Genomic DNA, 16,623 nt, shown 5'->3' on the forward strand with positions numbered 1-16,623 from the left:
GCGCCGGATGCCCTTCCGGGTCACTCCCCCTTCGCCGCCCCGTCCCGTGCGTCCTCCGCCGAGCCGTCCTTCGTCGCCGCCTCCCAGATGCCCGTCGCCACCCGCTCCGCGAACTCCGTCGGTGGTGGGTCGTTCGGCAGCCGGGCCGGGACCGTCGTGCCCTTGCGGGGGCCGGCCCGGTCGGCGAACAGGCTGACGGTCAGGGCGAGCCGGGGGTCGTGGCCGGTGGTCCACACGGTGCGCCGGGTGGAGCCGCCGCCCGCGCCGCCGGTGGTGAAGACCGCCGGCTCCGCCGGAACCAAGCCGGCGCCCGGTTTCGCGCCGACGGCGACCGGCGTGGCCCCGTCCCCCGTCCGCAGGCCGGCCAGGAACGCCTCCTTCTCGTCCAGCACCCGCGACACCTCGGGGCGGGCCCGGTAGACGGTGCGGCCCTCCCGCGTGACGCGCGAGACGGTGTACGGGGCGGCGTACCGGCCGTCCGCCGCGACCGTCGCGTACGCCGAGGCCAGGTTGAGCGGTGTCGGCGCCGCCGTGCGCAGCAGCCGGCCGAGCGGGTCGCCCACCTTCACCCTGCCGAACGGCTCCAGCGCCGTGCCGCCCTCCACCGCCCCGCTCACCGCGTCGTTGAACGGCTGGCGGGCGTAGTCCGAGCCCCCGTACAGCAGCCGTACCGCGCCGTCGCCGGGCACCATCCCCACCACGGCGGTGTGCACCCGCACACCCTTCTCGCGGCCGGGACCATCCTGCGCCAGTTGTGTGGCGCGGTCCTGGAGGGCCAGGTCGAAGGTGGTCGTCACGCTGTAGCCACCGCTCGCGAGCTGGTCCTCGGTGATACCGAGCCGGTCGGCGGCCTCCTTGGCGGCGACGTCGATCAGATACTGCCGCTGACCCTCCGTCTCGCCCGGCGGATAGAACCGGAACGCCGGGAAGCGCGCCTCGGCCCGCTGCTTCGCGGTGATGGCGCCGCTCGACGCCATCGCGTCGAGCACCCACTCCCAGCGGTCCGCCAGCTTGGTGGTGACCTTCGCGTCGGAGCCCGCCTTCTCGTAGTACGAGGGGATGTTGACTATGGACGCCAGCGCCGCGCCCTGCGCCACGGTCAGTTCCTTCGCGTCCACGCCGAAGTAGTTGCGCGCGGCGGACTGGATCCCGGCCGCGCCCCGCCCGAAGTACACGGTGTTGAGATAGCCCTCGAGGATCTCGTCCTTGCCGCGGGTGCGGTCCAGCTTGATCGCGATGAGTGCCTCGCGGGCCTTGCGGGTCAGCGAACGCTCCGGGCTGAGCAGGGCGTTCTTCACGTACTGCTGGGTGATGGTGGAGCCGCCCTGCTGGTCGCCGCCCGTCAGCGTGGCGAGCGCGGCCCGGGCGATGGCCCGCGGCGAGATCCCCCGGTCGGTCCGGAAGGACCGGTTCTCCGCGGCGATCACCGCCTCCTGCACATGCCGGGGCACCGAGGACAGCGGCACGTCCTGCCGGTCGACCGGCCCGCGCCGGCCCAGATAGTCACCGCCGGAGTCGAGGAACACGGTGCTCTGGGTGACGGTCTCGGGGTGCGGCCTGGGAATGGTCGTCAGCTGGTACGCCACGACGGCCGCCGCGCACAGCAGTGCGACCAGGGTGAGGAAGGCGTACAGCAGCCGGCGCAGCCGCCGGCCCCGGGTGCGCCGGAACCTGATCCGCAGCGGGGTGCGCTCACGGTGCCGCCCACCGGACGGGGACCGCGGTGCCGTCGTCGTCCCGTTCATATCCGCCACCACTCAAGGGCCGAGCGTGCGGCGACCTGGCCGGAGGCGTCGTACACCGTGACGATCCGCTCGTCCTTTCCGCCCTTGCCGAGGGAAAGGACCGATTTCATGTCGTCGTCGGACACGGGCGCGCTCGCGTACCACAGGCCCCACCCCGGACTGCCCGCCAGCACCAGGACTTTCGCGGTGCTCCTCCGCTCGCCGGTTCTCACCTCGATGCGGTCCGGTTCGCCGTCCAGCCCGTGGAAGACGCCCGACAGCAGGAACCCGCCGCTGACGCCGTCCATCCGCAGCGAGACGCCGGGTTCGTCGCGCGGTACGCCGGTGTCGTCCTGTCCGCCGGGGCCGACGGTGGGGACGGGCACCGCCCAGTGCGCGCCGTCGGCCGTCAGCCACACCCGCACGCCGGGACCGGCGGTCACCCGCTCGCCCGGCGCCACCACCCGGACCGGACTGGCCGCCCCGCCCTCGTCCCGCACTCCGTACGCCCCGTCCTGCTCCATGCCGGCGCCGATCCGGTCGGCGGCGAACAGGGCGGCGGGCACGAACACCGCCGCGCACGCGAGGGCGGCCACGGTGACGCGGCGGCGCCGCAGCTCCCCGCCCCGCGCCCGGACCTCCGACAGCGGCACCTCGGACACGACGACGTCCGCGGCGGCGCGGGCGTACGCCTCGCGCAGCTGTCCCGCGTCGGCGCCGGACGCCCGCAGCCCGTGCCGGACGTGAGCCCGCACCGCGCCCACCGAGCAGCCCAGCAGCTGCGCGGTCTCCGCGTCCGTCAGCCCCTCCCAGAACCGCAGCACCAGCACGGCCCGCCGGCGCGCGGCCCGCCGTCCGCGCAGCCGGCGCAGATGGCCCCGCACCAGGCAGCGCCGGACGTGGAAGTCCACGTCGTCCCGCGGTACTCGGCGCCACGACGCGCTCATCCGCGCCAGCGTTCTCCGCACCAGTTCCCGAGCCGCGGCGGGGTCGTCGGTGAGCAGCCGCGCGGTCACCACCAGCCGGGGCCAGTGGGTGCGGGCGTAGGCGGCGAAGTCATGGCCCGCGGGGAGCACGTCGTGGGTCGGGGGCACGTGGGGGTCCTTCGGTCCGGGAACACGGTCGGGGCCGCACGCACCGGCGTCCGGCCTGGTCGGCACGGGCAACCTCCCGCTCGTGCCGGTAGGTTGAACAGCCGTCGGGCCGTACCGCCGCGGATGTGGCCAACACCGCCTGCGGAAGAGGGAGCCGGGAACCCGTGTGCGCCGTCTTCCTGGTGGGGTTGCGTCGCGCGTGGTGCGACCTGAGTGGATGGAGCGACCTACGGGACCTGTACGCACGGCAGAGGTGGCCGGGTTGCACGAGAAGGCCGGCGAATCCGGTGGGGGCATGACCGACGACGAGTTCGACGCGTTCTACGCCGCCGCGTTCCCCCGGCTGACCGGCCAGCTCTACGCCTTCACCGGGGACCACGGCGAGGCGCAGGACGTCGTGCAGGAGGCGTTCGTACGGGCCTGGGACCGGCGCCGGCAGTTCCTGGCGGACAGCGCCCCCGAGGCATGGATCCGTACGGTGGCCATGCGCCTCGCGGTGAGCCGCTGGCGGCGGGCGAGGCGCTGGCTGGAGCTGGTGCGGCGCACGCCGCCGCCGGATCCCGCGCCGGGGCCGGGGCCGGAGTACACCGCTCTGGTCGCCGCGCTGCGCGAACTGCCCGAGGCACAGCGGATGGCGATCGTCCTGCACCATTTGTGCGACCTGAGTGTCGAACAGGTAGCCTCCGAGACCGGTGCCCCCGTGGGGACGGTCAAGGCGCGGCTGTCGCGGGGGCGGGCGGAACTGGCGAAGCGTCTTGCGGGGGACGAGGCCGACGGGCCGGTCCGGAAGGAGCGCGGCCGTGTCCGATGAACTCTCCGCCGCACTGCGCGAGCTGGCGGCCGAGCAGGCGACCGCGCCGGTTCTCGACGGCCCCGGGATCCGGGCCCGCGCGCTGCGCCGCAGACGCCGTCGCCGTACGGCCGTCGGCCTCGGCGCGGGGACCGCGGCCCTGGCGGTCGTGGGCTTCGCCGTGCACGTGAACCTCGGCGGGCAGCCGGACGGTCCGCCCGCGAGCCGGATCCCGCCCGCGGCCTCGCACTCCGGCTCGGTCCCGCCGTCCACGGCGACCCCGATGCCCGCCGCCGGCACGCTCGACCTGCTCCGGTTCACCCTCACCGTCGACGGCCGGGACCTGCCGGTGGTGTCGAAGTACGCCGACAGGAACGGGTTCTCCGGCCCGCTGACGGTCGTCGCCAGGCACGCCTCGCGCGACCTGCCCTTCGAGGTGCGCTCCAAGGGCCCCGTCAAGGTGAACGTGCCCTACGTGGTCGAGCTCCGTGACACCGAGGACCGGCCTTTCTACATCGGTGCCTTCACCAAGCCGCTGGCCCTGGGCGACTTCGAGACCCGCAGCGACTGGATCGGCCTGGACACCGGGGACGCCGCGTGGTTCTACGCCCGCACCCGGATCGGCGACGCCCTCGCGGTGACGACCTTCGACTCGCCGGCCGGCACGCCCTCGGCCGGTGCCGCGGAGTCCGCGGCGGGAGCGGGCCGGTCCCCGGGTGGCTAGTGCCCCGGCAGGCAACGTTCGCCCCGTCGCGACGCCCGGCACGCACTCTCGCCGCACCGGGTACAAGCCCAAGTACGTCCAGTACGAGGGCTTGCACCCGGCACGCCGAGAGCACGCACCGGACGCCGCTCCTTGACGGGCAAACGTTGCCTGCCGCGGCACTAGAGGAAGGCGGCCAGACCGTCGAGGAAGCGGTCCACGTCGTCCTCGGTGTTGTAGGGGGCGAGGCCCACGCGCAGTGCGGGATTCTCCAGCTTCAGCGCGGTGAACGGCTCGTACGCGTAGAACGACCCCGCCGGCGCCACCACCCCGCGCCCGGCGAGATGCGCCTGAGCCTCGCGCGCGTCGCGGCCCTCCAGGGTCATCAGCAGGGTCGGGGTGCGGTCGGGCGCCTTCGAGTGCAGGGTGACCGCGTCGCCCAGGGCCGCCAGGCCCTCCTGGAGCCGCGCCCGCAGCACCCGCTCGTGCTCGTGCAGGGCACCCAGCGAGTGCGTCAGCCGCTCCCTGCGCCCGGTCCCGGTACCCGGGTCCATCGCGGCGAGGAAGTCGACGGCCGCGGTCGTGCCCGCGAGGATCTCGTACGGCAGGGTGCCGAACTCGAACCGCTCCGGCACGGTGTCCGGCGAGGGCAGCAGCTTGTCCGGGCGCACACCGGCGAGGAGTTCGGGCGCCGCCGCGAGCACCCCGCAGTGCGGTCCGAGGAACTTGTACGGCGAGCAGACGAACAGGTCGGCGCCGAGCGCGGGCACGTCGACCAGGTGGTGTGCGGCGTAGTGGACGCCGTCCACATACACAAGGGCGCCGGCCTCGTGGGCGCGGTCGGCGATCCGGCGTACGGGCGGCTTGGTGCCCAGCACGTTGGAGGCCGCCGTGACCGCGACCAGCCGGGTCCGAGGCGTCAGCGCCCGCTCGCAGGAGCCGAGGTCCAGCTCTGTCGTCTCCGGGTCGATCTCGATCCAGCGGACCGTCACCCCGGTGCGTTCGGCGGCCTGCACCCAGGGGCGGACGTTGGCGTCGTGGTCGAGCCGGCTCAGCACGATCTCGTCGCCCGCGTTCCAGTCCTTGGCCAGGTGGCGGGCGAAGTCGTACGTCAGCTGGGTGGCGCTGCGCCCGTGGACGACGCCGTCCGCCGGCACGTTCAGCAGGTCGGCGCAGGCGGCGCGGAACCCGGCGACGGCGTGCTCGGCGTTGAGCTCGGACGGGCTGACGGTGCCCCGGTTGGACAGGGGGCCGGTGAGCGTCGCGGCGATGGCGTCGGCGACGGGCCGGGGGGTCTGCGTGCCGCCCGGCCCGTCGAAGAAGGCGAGTCCGCTGTCCAGGGAGGGGAAGTGGGCCCGCAGGGCGGTGACGTCGATGGCCATGGTCTCGGCTTTCTGTCGGGCGGTGTTCCGGGCGTCGGGCTGCCCTTACTCTGGCGGCGACCTCGCGACACGTAAAGCGATGGATTCCGAAGAGAGAGTTCATGTCCCGTGAAGTCCTTGCCATGAAGTCCCAGCCGGATCTGAAGCTCCTCGCGACCTTCCTGGCCGTGGTGCGCCGGGGCTCGATGGCGGAGGCCGCGGCGGAACTCGGCTATGTGCCCTCGGCGGTGTCCCAGCACATCGCCGCGCTCGAACGCGACATGGGCGTCGAGCTGATCGTCCGTCGTCCGGGCAGCCGGCTGATCCTCACCGCGGCCGGCCGCTCCCTGGCGCGGGCGGCCGGGACGCTCTTCGACGCGACCGCCCGGTTCCAGGACGCCGCCCACGGCATCGCGAGCCGGGAGATCGCCGAACTGCGCGTCGGGATCTACCCGAGCGCGATGACGTATCTGCTCCCGCCGATCCTGGCCACGCTCAGGGACCGACGACCGGGGCCCCGGATCCGGCTCGTGGTCGTGGAGACGGACGAGGGCGTGCCGAGGGTCAGGTCGGGGGACATCGACCTGCTCGTCGCCTACCGCTATCTGCCCGAGGACCCGCCGGCCCCGTCCACCGCGCTGACCGTCACCGCACTGGGACGCGAACCGCTGCTCCTGGTCGCCGGTGCCGAGCCCGGCCGGCGGCGCCCGGTGGAGCTGGCCGAGTGCCTGGAGGGGGAGTGGGTCTCGGGCCATGTCCACAACCCCGACCGGCGGTTGCTGCTGCGCTGGGCCGGAGAGCTCGGGATCGCGCCCCGGGTGACGCTGGAGACCGACGACCTGCACAGCATGCTCGCGATGATCCGGGCCGGTCTCGCGGTGGGCCTGATCCCCGCCACGCTGCTCGGCCGGGGACCGGACACCGGGGTCGAGCGGGTGGTCCTGCCGCCCGGCGTCGCACCGCTGCACCGGGAGATCCTCGCCGTCGGCAGGCCGGGTGAGCGTCCCCCGGTCGTCGACGAGCTGGTCGCACTTCTGCGGGCGGCCGTGCGGGGCCTGCGGCCGCGGCACTGACGGCGCCGCCACTCGCTAGTGCAAAGTTCATCCGGTGGGGCGCACTCCACATTTCGGGATCGATGGTCACGTCCCCCGGGAAAAACCACGCTCGTCCGGGGCCCATGGGATCCGGCCGGTACTGCTGCACCCGCGAACGCACGTGTTGACTCAAGCGACGCCTATCACATGACGTTGCTCGCGTCGCCCCTCGAAGAAAACATTCTCGATCGTTCTGTCATGCAGCACCGCAGGTGACAGCACGCAGACCCTGGAGTAGCCTTCACGGCAGTCCGGCGGCATTCTTGTTGCTCTGCTTCACGGCAAAAGAGAAGTGGCACGGCGAGTGAGATCCGTATTCCAAGGAACAGCGCAGGTGGGAGCGTTGGCGATTTCTCGGGAGAGGATTCTGCAGTGGATTACGCGGGGGAGGCTCTTGTTGATGAAAAGGGTCAAGCGGATGGCGATGAGATTCCTGGCCGGCAGACCGGGACGCGGAACGGCTTATCGGTTGAATTGAGTCCGGTCGAATCCGTCCCGACGAAATCGATCCGGCCCGGTGATTCTCCCCGACTGGAAGGGGAGGATCATTCGCATGCCCAGACTCTTGCGGATGTCGAACACTCGCTGCCGCCGATCATCGTGCACCGCCCCTCGATGCGCGTGATCGATGGATCGCATCGCCTCCTGGCGGCGTTGATGAAGGGCCAGGAGACCATTGAGGTCCGGTTCTTCGAGGGCCCCGAGGAGTTGATGTTCCTCATCGCGGTGCAGGAGAACGTCACGCACGGCCTGCCGCTTTCCCGGGCCGACCGCGAGGCGGCGGCACGCCGGGTGCTCGCCGCGCAGCCCCACTGGTCCGACCGGGCCGTCGCGGCGGTGACCGGGCTCGCCGCCAGAACCGTGGCCGCGCTGCGCAGGACGATCATGGAGCGTTCAACTGCGAACCAGACGCAGTTGAACGTGCGACTGGGGCGGGACGGCCGGTACCGGCCGGTCAACTACAGCCAGGGCCGGCTGCGCGCCAGCGAGGTGGTCGCGGCCTACCCGGAGATGCCGCTGCGTGAAGTGGCACGTCAGGCCGGGGTTTCGGTGGCCACTGCACGCGATGTCCGCCAGCGGATCCAGCGGGGGGCTGATCCGCTCCCGCCGAAACTGCGGCCGGCCGGGCAGGATGCCGTGTCCGACGGCGAGGGCACACTCGAGCCACCCGCCGACCGAACGGTCGGTGAGCAGCCGCCCGCCGTCCGCCAGCGGCCGCCCGTCTTCGCGCCCGCCGACTGGTCGCTGCTGCGCGCCAAGCTCCTCCAGGACCCCCTGCTGCGGTACTCGGAATCGGGCCGGACCCTGTTCCGCTGGTACGACACGCACACCATCGGCACCCGGGACGTGGTGGCGGGCGTCGAGGGAGTGCCCCCGCACTGGGTCAACGAGATCGCGGCCGTGGCGCGTTCCTGCGGGGAAATCTGGCTGAATATAGCGAGAGAGCTGGAAGGTCAACGGAGAGAGACGTGATGTGCGCCCCGGGAATGCCGGTGGCCGGGACCCGAATAGGTTCCCGGCCACCGGCATTCTTATGCTCTCCTTGACGCTCGAACCGGGTCGTACGACGATTCTTTCGCCTCTCGCGAAAGGAAGGTCGTATGCCAAGTCTGACCCGCGAGGAAGCACGGGAACGCGGTTCCCTGCTTCTGGTCCGCGCTTATTGTGTCGACCTCGATCTGACTTCCGGATCGGACACTTTCCGCTCGACGACGAAAATCCGCTTCGACGCCCGGGAGTCCGGGGCGGAAACTTTCTTGGACATCGAGCCGAAGACGCTTCGGTCCATCACGCTCAACGGCCGGGAACTGGATGCCGAAAAATTGTCGGACGGCAGGTTTCCGCTGACCGGACTCGACTCCGAGAACGAACTCGTCGTGGTGGCCGACATGAGCTACTCGAATGAGTGCGAAGGGCTCCACCGCTATGTCGACCCGGCCGACGGCGAGACGTATGTGTATTCCTTCGTCTACGTCGACAACGCGCCCCGCGTCTTCGCCTGTTTCGACCAGCCCGACCTGAAGGCCCCGTACGAGTTCGACCTGACGGTCCCCGAGACCTGGCAGGTGCTCGGCAACAGCGAGGCGGTCCGGACCGGCCCGGGCCGCTGGAAGCTCACCGAGTCGCCGGCGCTGGCCACCTATCTGACCGCCCTCGTCGCCGGGCCGTACGCCTCCTTCCGGACCGAGCACAACGGCATACCGCTCGGGCTGCACTGCCGGGCCTCGCTCGCCGACTCGCTGAAGACCGACGTCGACGAGGTCTTCGAGATCACCGCCCAGTGTCTGGACGCGTACACCGAACTCTTCGGCGTGGGACACCCCTTCGCCAAGCTCGACCAGGTCTTCGTGCCCGAGTTCAGCGTCCTGTCGCTGGACCACCCCGGCTGCGTACTGCTGCGCGAGCAGTACCTGTTCAGCTCGGCCGCCGCCGACAGCGAGCGCGAGACCAGGGCCGTCGTCCTCGCCCACGGCATCTCCCTGCTGTGGCTCGCCGGACTGGTGACCAACGCCTGGTGGAACGACCTGTGGCTGGGCCAGTCCCTCGCCGACTACATGGCGCACCGCGTCACCAGCGAGGTCACCCGCTTCCCCGGGCCGCCCACGACGTTCGCCGCGCGCCGCAAGGGCCAGGCCTACCTGCCCGACCAGCGTCCCTCCACCCACCCGGTCAGCATCGAGGGCCCCGACGTGCGCACGGTGCAGCTGGAGCTGGACCGGATCTCGTACTTCAAGGGCCACTCGGCGCTGCGCCAGCTCGCCGCGCACATCGGCGACGACGCCCTGACCGCCGGACTGCGGACCTACTTCGACCGGCACGCCTACTCCACCGCGACCTTCGCGGACTTCCTCGCCGCGATGGGCGAGGCGGCCGGCACCGACCTGACCGACTGGGCCGAGAAGTGGCTGCACACGCCCAACGTGAACACCCTCACCCCCGAACTCACCGTCGCCGACGGCCGCATCACCGCCGCCGCCGTCCTCCAGGGCGCCCCCGACAGCCACCCGGTCCTGCGCCCGCACACCCTGGACGTGGGCCTCTACTACGCCGACGACAGCACCACCGTCCGGGTCCGGATCGACGGCGCGCGCACCGAACTGCCGGAACTCGTCGGCCGCCCCGCGCCGGACTTCCTCCTGCTCAACGACGGCGACCTGACCTACGCCAAGATCGGCTTCGACCCCGTCTCGCGGGCAGCCCTGGCGGACACGCTGCCCGGGCTGTCCCCGCTGAACCGGGCGATGGTGTGGTGCGCCCTGCTGCTGGGCGTCCAGGACGGCACGTACCCGGCCTCCGCCCATCTGGCCCTGGTGAGCGGGATGGTCCGCCAGGAGACCGAACTGTCGATCCTGGCCGAGGTCCTGGAACAGGCCCGGCACGACGTCGCCGACCGGTTCCTCGCCCCGCACCAGCGGCCCGCGGCGACGGCCCGGATCGCCGCCGCCCTGCGCGAACGGCTCGCCCGCACCGACGCCGACGACGAGCGGCTGATCACCCTCTTCCGGGGGCTGGTCGACTTCACCGCGGACACCATGGAGCTGTCCGGCTGGCTGGCCGGCGACGGACTGCCGCCGGGGCTGGGGCTCGACACGGACATGAGCTGGCGCATCCGCTACCGGCTCGCCGTGCTGGGCGGGATGGACACGGCCGACATCGCCGCGGCCCTGGAGGCCGGACCGGGCGCCGTCGCCGAGCAGTTCGCGGCCAAGTGCCGGGCGGCGCTGCCCGAGGCGTCCGCCAAGGAGGCGGCGTGGCACGCGATCACGCGCGGCACGGACCTGTCCAACTACGAACTGTGGTCCCTGGCCGAGGGGTTCTGGCAGCCCGAGCAGACCGCGCTCACCGAGCCGTACGTCGAACGGTTCTTCAGGGACATGCCGGCCGCCGCCCGGCGGCGCGGTGATCTGGTGCTGGACCTGCTGCTGCGCTTCCTCTACCCGCGCTACGCCGCCACCCCCCGCACGCTCGAAGCGGCGCAGGGGATGCTCGCGCTCGACGGGCTCCCGGTGACGCTGCGCCGCCGGGCCGCGGACCACACCCACGATCTGCGGCGGGTGATCGCGGCACGGGCGGCACGGGCGGATGAAGGGTGACGCCGTGAGGGTCGCGATCGTCGGCGGCGGGGTCGCGGGCACCCTGCTCGCCTGGCGGACGGTGCGGGCGCCGGGCGGCGCGGAGGTGGACCTGTTCACCGACGGCACCGGGGGGCGGGCGGACGCGTCGAGGGTCTCCGGCGGGCTGGTCCGGGGGTTCGAGCCCACGGTGGCGGCGACCGGGCCGGCCGCCGAGAGCCTCGCCGAGATCAGGGGCAGCGACGTCCTGCGCGAGTGGTCCGGGTACCGGGAGACCGGCGCGCTGTACGTCCTGCCGGCGGGTGCCGACGCGCGGGAGCCGGCCGAGGTCGTGGACGCCTATCTGCCGGGCTCGGCCGAAGTCGTCGGCCGGGACGGGGTGGTCGGCGCGTTCCCCTTCCGGACCCTGCCCGCCGGCGCGGTCGCCGTGGTGGAGCGGTACGCCGGGCACATCTCCCCGCACCGGCTGCGCACGGCGGCACTGCGGGCGGCGGCGCAGGCGGGCGTCACCGTCCACGAGGCGCCGGTCGGCGAGGTGACCCAGGACCCGGCGGTGCGCACGGCGGACGGCCGTACCCTCCGCTACGACCGGGTGGTCGTCGCCGCGGGCGCCTGGACGCCGAAGCTGCTGGCCCGCAGCCGGCTGCCGGTGGCGGGGCTGCGCACCAAGCACATCCAGTACAGCCTGTGCCAGGCGCCGCTGGAGGGGCTCGGGCCGTTCGTCGAGGAGAACTCCGGTCTGTACGGCCGGCCCCACGAGGACGGCGGCTTCCTGCTCGGGCTGCCCTCCGACCGGTGGGGAGTCGACCCGGACGTGATGGCACCGGACGAGGCGCTGGCGAGGCGGGTCGCCCAGAGCGCGCGGCGGGTGTTCGGTGTGCCGGTCGCCGTGGGGCGCACCGTCGCCTCCTGCGACTGCTATCACGACCCGGCGGGGCTGGAACTGCGTTCTCTCGGGCCGGGTCTGCACACTTTCACCGGGGGCAGCGGAGGCGCGGCGAAGACGGTCGTCGCCGCGAGCAGGAAGGCCGCCGCGGCGCTGCTGGCCTGACTTCCGTACGCGATTTCGAGGCAGTCCGCAATGAGTGCGGGCCGGGAACAATCCCGGCCCGCACTCTTTTTTTGTGCGTGTTCAACTTCCCTGATCTACGCGCGTTCAACTTCGCTTTTCCGTTCAACTCCGGCTGCCCGACCGCTGTTGATTCGGCCATCCGGACCCGCGAAGATTTCACGCGGCCGCAGGAATCGCAGCGAGAGAGAGATATCAATGGCGCAGCTTCCGCATGGCTTCGGAATTACTGGTTTCGGTTACTCGTTCGGAGCGGACCAGAATGTCGAAGAAGTAGCGGGAACTTATGTCCCCGACCCGGAACGCATTGTGCGGTGGGGTTACCACACCTTTCACCGGGCACCTGACGACATCACCACGACCGACCTCGCGGCCCGGGCCGCGCGCGACGCCCTGTCCCGCACCTCGATGACCGTCGACGACGTCGACCTGCTGGTGCTGGCCACCTCCGAGCACCCCGAGTACCCGCACTGGGACGGGTCGGCGGCGCTGGGCCGGGCCCTGGGGATGGAGAGCCGGCAGACCCTGCTGCTGAACGAGGGCTGTGCCTCGGGCGTCACCGGACTGGGCATCGTCGCCGGGGTCCTCGCCGTGCAGCCGGAGATCAGCACCGTGCTGTTCGTCGCGGTGAACAGGGTCAGCGAGTTCCACCGCAACCGCATGACGGTCAACAACGCGGTGCACAGCGACGGCGCCGTCGCCGCGGTCCTGCGCCGCGGCCACGAGCGCAACGCCTGGCTCGCCACCGAGCAGTTCACGATCCCGGACCTGTGCGACTGGTTCCGCACCGACTACGGCGGCGCGGTGGCCCCCGTGCCACCGGAGGGCTGGTCGAGCAGGACGGCGCCGGCCGGTCACGTGCGCGTGCAGGAGCACTTCCGCAAGGACCCCGCGCGGCTGCGCGAGTTCGGGCAGGCCGCGATCACCCGCACCCTCGACGTCATCGACGGGGCGTGCAAGCGGGCCGGGGTCGGCCGCGACGAGGTCACGCACGTCATCTACATCAACGACCCGGACGGCATCGCCGACATCGCCGAGCCGCTCGGCCTGCCGCTGGAGCGCACCAACGCCGCAACGGCCAAGGTCCACGGCCACATGGGCTCCGCCGACCAGCTCACCGCGCTCGGCGAGCTGATCGAGCAGGGCGTCGTCGCACCCGGCGACCTGGTCGCGCTGACCGGGATCTCCATCGGGATGCGCTGGTACTGCTCCCTCGTCCGGGCCTGACCCGCGTCCCACAGGAAGGCATCGCACCGTGAGCGAGAGCGACAACCCGGCGGCGGCGCTGCGTGCGGCCGTACGGGAACGACGCATGCCCGACCACCGCACCAGCAGGGCAGTGCTGGAGAGCGACGACCCGGCCCTGGCCCGCCAGGCCGGCCGGATCCTGAAGGACCTGGCCGTGGACGGGGACCGGCCCCGCGAGGTGTCCGTGGCCGTCCTGGCCACCTGCACCGTCGGCCCGTTCGAGCCCCTGCTGCGCGCCCAGTTGGTGGGCGCCGGGCTGCTGCCCGCCCTGCGCAGCGCGGACTACGGCACCTTCGGCATGTCACTGGCGACCGGGTCGTTCACCCGCGACGGGGACCCCGGCCTGGTCGCCGTGCTGCTGGACGCCGGGTACTTTCTGCCGGGCGACTTCGGCGCCGCCGAGCCGGACGTACTGGAGAAGTACGTCGACGCCCGGCTGGAGGAACTGCGCACCCTGCTGGCCGGCGCCCTGAAGCACACGGCCGCCACCGTCGTCGTGCACACCGTCCCGCTGCCCGCCCAGGTCCGCAACGGGATCATCAGCGTGCGGGCCCGCGCCCAGGTGGCCCGCTCCTGGTACCGGCTGAACGCGGCCCTCCTCGCCCTCGCCGAGGAACACGACCAGCTGGTCGCCGTGGACCTCGTCGGCGAACTGGCCGAGACACCGGTCCAGGCGTGCGACGTACGGCTGCACCGGTACGGCGATCTGCCCTACAGCGACGACGCGTTGCTGCTGCTGGCGCGGCTCGTGCGCCGGGTCGCCCAGGCCCGCGCGGGGCTGTCCCGCAAGGTCCTCGCCCTGGACCTGGACAACACCCTGTGGGGCGGCGTCCTCGGCGAGGCCGGGCCGCAGGGCGTCCAGGTGGGCGGGCTGTACCCCGGCAACTGCTACACCGAACTCCAGCGCACGGTGGCCGCTCTGCGCGAGCAGGGCGTCGTGCTGGTCCTGGCCAGCAAGAACGACCGGGACCAGGTCGAGAAGGTCCTCACCGAGCACCCGGACGTGCTGCTGCGGCCCGAGGCGTTCTCCGTGCGGATGGTCGACTGGGCGGCGAAGGCGGGCAATCTGCGCCGGGCCGCCGAGGCGCTGTCCCTGTCGACCGGGTCGTTCGTCTTCATGGACGACTCCGACTTCGAGCGTGCCCAGGTCGGCGACGAACTGCCCGAGGTCGCCGTGGTCTCCGCCGCCGGTGACCCCGCCCACCTGGTGGACTCGCTGCTGCGGCACGGCTGGTTCGACGTCATGGCGCTCACCGACACCGACCGCAAGCGCCCCGAGCTGTACCGCAACCGTGCGCTGCGCGGCGACTTCTCGTCCGGGTTCGACTCCTCGGAGGACTTCCTGCGGGCGCTGGACCTGAAGGTCGAGGTGGCGCCGGCGACCGAGTACACGATCGGCCGGATCGCCCAGCTCGCCGCCCGCACCAACCAGTTCAACCTCACCGGGATCCGCTACGACGAGGCGGCCACCCGGCGGATGAGCGAGGACGCCGGGCATCTGGTGCTGTCGGTGTCGGTCGCCGACCGCTTCGGCGACGAGGGCATCGTCGGCGCCCTGTGGGTCGAGCGCACCGACGAGGTGTGGCGGGTCCTCAACCTCGTCCTGAGCTGCCGGGTGCTCAGCCGCGGCGTGGAGCGGGCGGCCGTCGGCCGGCTCGCCGACCTGGCCGCGCGGGCCGGCGCCCGGACCGTCGAGGGGCACTACCGGCCCTCGGACCGCAACGGCGTCGCCGCGGACTTCTGGACCGGCGCCGGATTCACCCCGGCCGCCTCCCCGCAGGAGACGGAGACACGGGTCTTCACGCTCGACGCGGCCACCGCGAGAGAAATCGCACCGGAATGGATCGCACTGAACGAAAGGAATGGATCCCCGCATGAGTGAAACGGGCTCGATCGAGGAGTCGGTGAGGGAGATCATCGCGGACGTGCTGGGCGCCGACCCCGCGGACATCCCCGCTGACCAGGCACTGGCCGCGCTCGGCTGGGACAGCATGAATTCGATGGAGGCCCTGGTGCGCCTGGAGAAGCAGTTCTCCGTCGATCTGGACCTGCGGTCCTTTCACGCCGCCTACACCGTGACCGACATGGTCGCGCTGGTCGAGAAGTTCTAAGAATTCAGGGAGGGACCAATTGCGGCACCAGGAAGTCGAAGTCCTCGCCATCGGCGCCGGCCCGGCCAACCTCGCGCTCGGCATAGCGCTGGAGGAGCTGGCCCCCAAGGAGCTCGCGGCGGGCACGCTGATCATCGAGCAGCACGACGACACCGTGTGGCAGCGGGGCATGCTGCTGCCCTGGACCCAGAGCCAGGTCTCGTTCCTCAAGGACCTGGTGACGCTGCGCAATCCGCGCAGTGAGTTCTCCTTCGTCAACTACCTCCACTCCATCGGCAGGCTCGACGAGTTCATCAACCTCGGCACGTTCACGCCGTACCGCTCGGAGATCTCCGGCTACCTCCAGTGGGTGGCCTCCTCGCTGCGCGAGGTGCAGGTCGAGTACGGGCGGCGCTGTGTGTCGATCGAGCCCGGTCCGTCCCGGGGCGGCGAGGTCTCCCACTGGCTGGCGCGCACCGCCGACGGCACCGTGATCTCCAGCCGCAACCTGGTGATCGGCGCGGGCCGGGACGCGTTCGTACCCGCCGAGCTCACCGCGCTCCCCGAGCGCCGCGTCATCCACAGCACCCGGTACTCGCACCGGATCGAGGCGCTCGACCCGGACGAGGTGCGCCGGATCGTGGTGATCGGGGGCGCGCAGAGCGCCGCCGAGCTGCTGTGGGCCGCCTACCAGCGGTTCCCCGAGGCGCAGTGCACGATGCTGATGCGCTCGATCGGACTGAACGCCTACCAGACCAGCAAGTTCACCAACGAGCTGTTCTACCCGTCCTTCATCGACGACTTCTACGCCACCCGCGCCGAGACCCGCCGCCAGGTGCTGCGCGAGATGCACGTCACCAACTACGCCGGGCTCGCCCCCGGCATGCTGGAGACGCTCTACCGCGAGATGTACCAGGAGCGCCTCCAGGGCACCGAGCGGCTGCGGATGCTCACCCTGACCGATGTCGCGGGCGCCCGCATGGACGGCGACGAGGTCGTCCTCGACACCGTCGACCGCAAGTCCGGCGAGCGCGGCGAGCTGCGCTGCGACCTCGTGCTGCTCGGCACCGGCTTCGTACGGGACATGCCCGCCATGGTGCGCGAGCTGGCCGCCACGACCGGTGCCGGCGAGGCCGCCGTCGACCGCAACTACCGGATGCGGCTGCCCGAGTCGTACACCGCCAACTGCTACCTCCAGGGCGTCAACGAGGCCACCCACGGCATCGCCGACTCCCTGCTCAGCGTGCTCGCCAGTCGCTCCCAGGACATCGTGACCGACCTGCTGGCCCGCCGCGGCGCCCCGTCCGACGAGGCCCTGCTCGCCCAGGCCCTGTGAGCGGGGCCCCGCCGAACCCGTCAGCGCACCCAGCGGCAGAG

At 72.1% G+C, this 16,623-nt stretch carries 13 protein-coding genes; 10 read left to right on the forward strand and 3 right to left on the reverse strand.

All coding sequences use genetic code 11. The features are described 5' to 3' along the window. Window positions 1-20: 20 nt before the first annotated feature. Both AC3ETA_RS20820 and AC3ETA_RS20825 read right to left on the reverse strand, forming a co-directional pair. A complete protein-coding gene (locus AC3ETA_RS20820) occupies window positions 21-1,745 on the reverse strand; it encodes a transglycosylase domain-containing protein (protein ID WP_432194415.1) in 1,725 nt (574 codons plus the stop codon). Then, window positions 1,742-2,818, reverse strand: coding sequence for a sigma factor-like helix-turn-helix DNA-binding protein (locus AC3ETA_RS20825; RefSeq protein WP_432194416.1), 1,077 nt, complete (start codon window positions 2,816-2,818; stop codon window positions 1,742-1,744). The genes AC3ETA_RS20820 and AC3ETA_RS20825 overlap by 4 nt, the downstream gene beginning before the upstream one ends. A 295-nt stretch (window positions 2,819-3,113) precedes the next feature. Between AC3ETA_RS20825 and AC3ETA_RS20830 the strand changes: the two genes are divergently transcribed. Both AC3ETA_RS20830 and AC3ETA_RS20835 read left to right on the forward strand, forming a co-directional pair. Beyond that, on the forward strand, window positions 3,114-3,629 hold the full coding sequence (locus AC3ETA_RS20830; RefSeq protein ID WP_432194417.1) for a SigE family RNA polymerase sigma factor: 516 nt from the start codon (window positions 3,114-3,116) through the stop codon (window positions 3,627-3,629). Continuing rightward, window positions 3,619-4,332, forward strand: a complete 714-nt coding sequence (locus tag AC3ETA_RS20835) for a hypothetical protein (protein ID WP_432194418.1) — start codon at window positions 3,619-3,621, stop codon at window positions 4,330-4,332. Before AC3ETA_RS20830 ends, AC3ETA_RS20835 begins: the two co-directional genes overlap by 11 nt. 161 nt (window positions 4,333-4,493) lie before the next feature. Here the strand turns inward: AC3ETA_RS20835 and AC3ETA_RS20840 are convergent, their stop codons facing one another. Next, window positions 4,494-5,693, reverse strand: coding sequence for a cysteine desulfurase-like protein (locus AC3ETA_RS20840; RefSeq protein ID WP_432194419.1), 1,200 nt, complete (start codon window positions 5,691-5,693; stop codon window positions 4,494-4,496). Window positions 5,694-5,794: 101 nt separating this feature from the next. Between AC3ETA_RS20840 and AC3ETA_RS20845 the strand changes: the two genes are divergently transcribed. From AC3ETA_RS20845 to AC3ETA_RS20880, 8 genes are all read left to right on the forward strand, one after another. After that, the gene (locus AC3ETA_RS20845; protein ID WP_432194420.1) at window positions 5,795-6,745 is read left to right on the forward strand and encodes a LysR family transcriptional regulator; all 951 of its coding nucleotides are present in this window, start codon (window positions 5,795-5,797) and stop codon (window positions 6,743-6,745) included. A gap of 393 nt (window positions 6,746-7,138) precedes the next feature. Beyond that, a complete protein-coding gene (locus AC3ETA_RS20850) occupies window positions 7,139-8,239 on the forward strand; it encodes a ParB/RepB/Spo0J family partition protein (RefSeq protein WP_432194421.1) in 1,101 nt (366 codons plus the stop codon). 128 nt (window positions 8,240-8,367) lie between these two features. Next, complete coding sequence (gene pepN, locus AC3ETA_RS20855) at window positions 8,368-10,860, forward strand: aminopeptidase N (RefSeq protein ID WP_432194422.1); 2,493 nt, start codon at window positions 8,368-8,370, stop codon at window positions 10,858-10,860. Window positions 10,861-10,864: 4 nt separating this feature from the next. Continuing rightward, window positions 10,865-11,890, forward strand: coding sequence for an NAD(P)/FAD-dependent oxidoreductase (locus AC3ETA_RS20860; protein ID WP_432194423.1), 1,026 nt, complete (start codon window positions 10,865-10,867; stop codon window positions 11,888-11,890). A gap of 216 nt (window positions 11,891-12,106) precedes the next feature. Then, the gene (locus tag AC3ETA_RS20865; RefSeq protein WP_432194424.1) at window positions 12,107-13,135 is read left to right on the forward strand and encodes a 3-oxoacyl-[acyl-carrier-protein] synthase III C-terminal domain-containing protein; all 1,029 of its coding nucleotides are present in this window, start codon (window positions 12,107-12,109) and stop codon (window positions 13,133-13,135) included. Window positions 13,136-13,163: 28 nt separating this feature from the next. Further along, complete coding sequence (locus AC3ETA_RS20870; RefSeq protein WP_432194425.1) at window positions 13,164-15,038, forward strand: HAD-IIIC family phosphatase; 1,875 nt, start codon at window positions 13,164-13,166, stop codon at window positions 15,036-15,038. Continuing rightward, on the forward strand, window positions 15,031-15,267 hold the full coding sequence (locus AC3ETA_RS20875; RefSeq protein WP_030949748.1) for an acyl carrier protein: 237 nt from the start codon (window positions 15,031-15,033) through the stop codon (window positions 15,265-15,267). The genes AC3ETA_RS20870 and AC3ETA_RS20875 overlap by 8 nt, the downstream gene beginning before the upstream one ends. A gap of 19 nt (window positions 15,268-15,286) precedes the next feature. Beyond that, entirely contained in the window at window positions 15,287-16,582 is a 1,296-nt protein-coding gene (locus AC3ETA_RS20880; RefSeq protein ID WP_432194426.1) for a SidA/IucD/PvdA family monooxygenase, read from the forward strand. The last annotated feature ends 41 nt before the right edge of the window (window positions 16,583-16,623 follow it).

The sequence above is a fragment of the Streptomyces sp. bgisy027 genome (genome assembly GCF_057710365.1).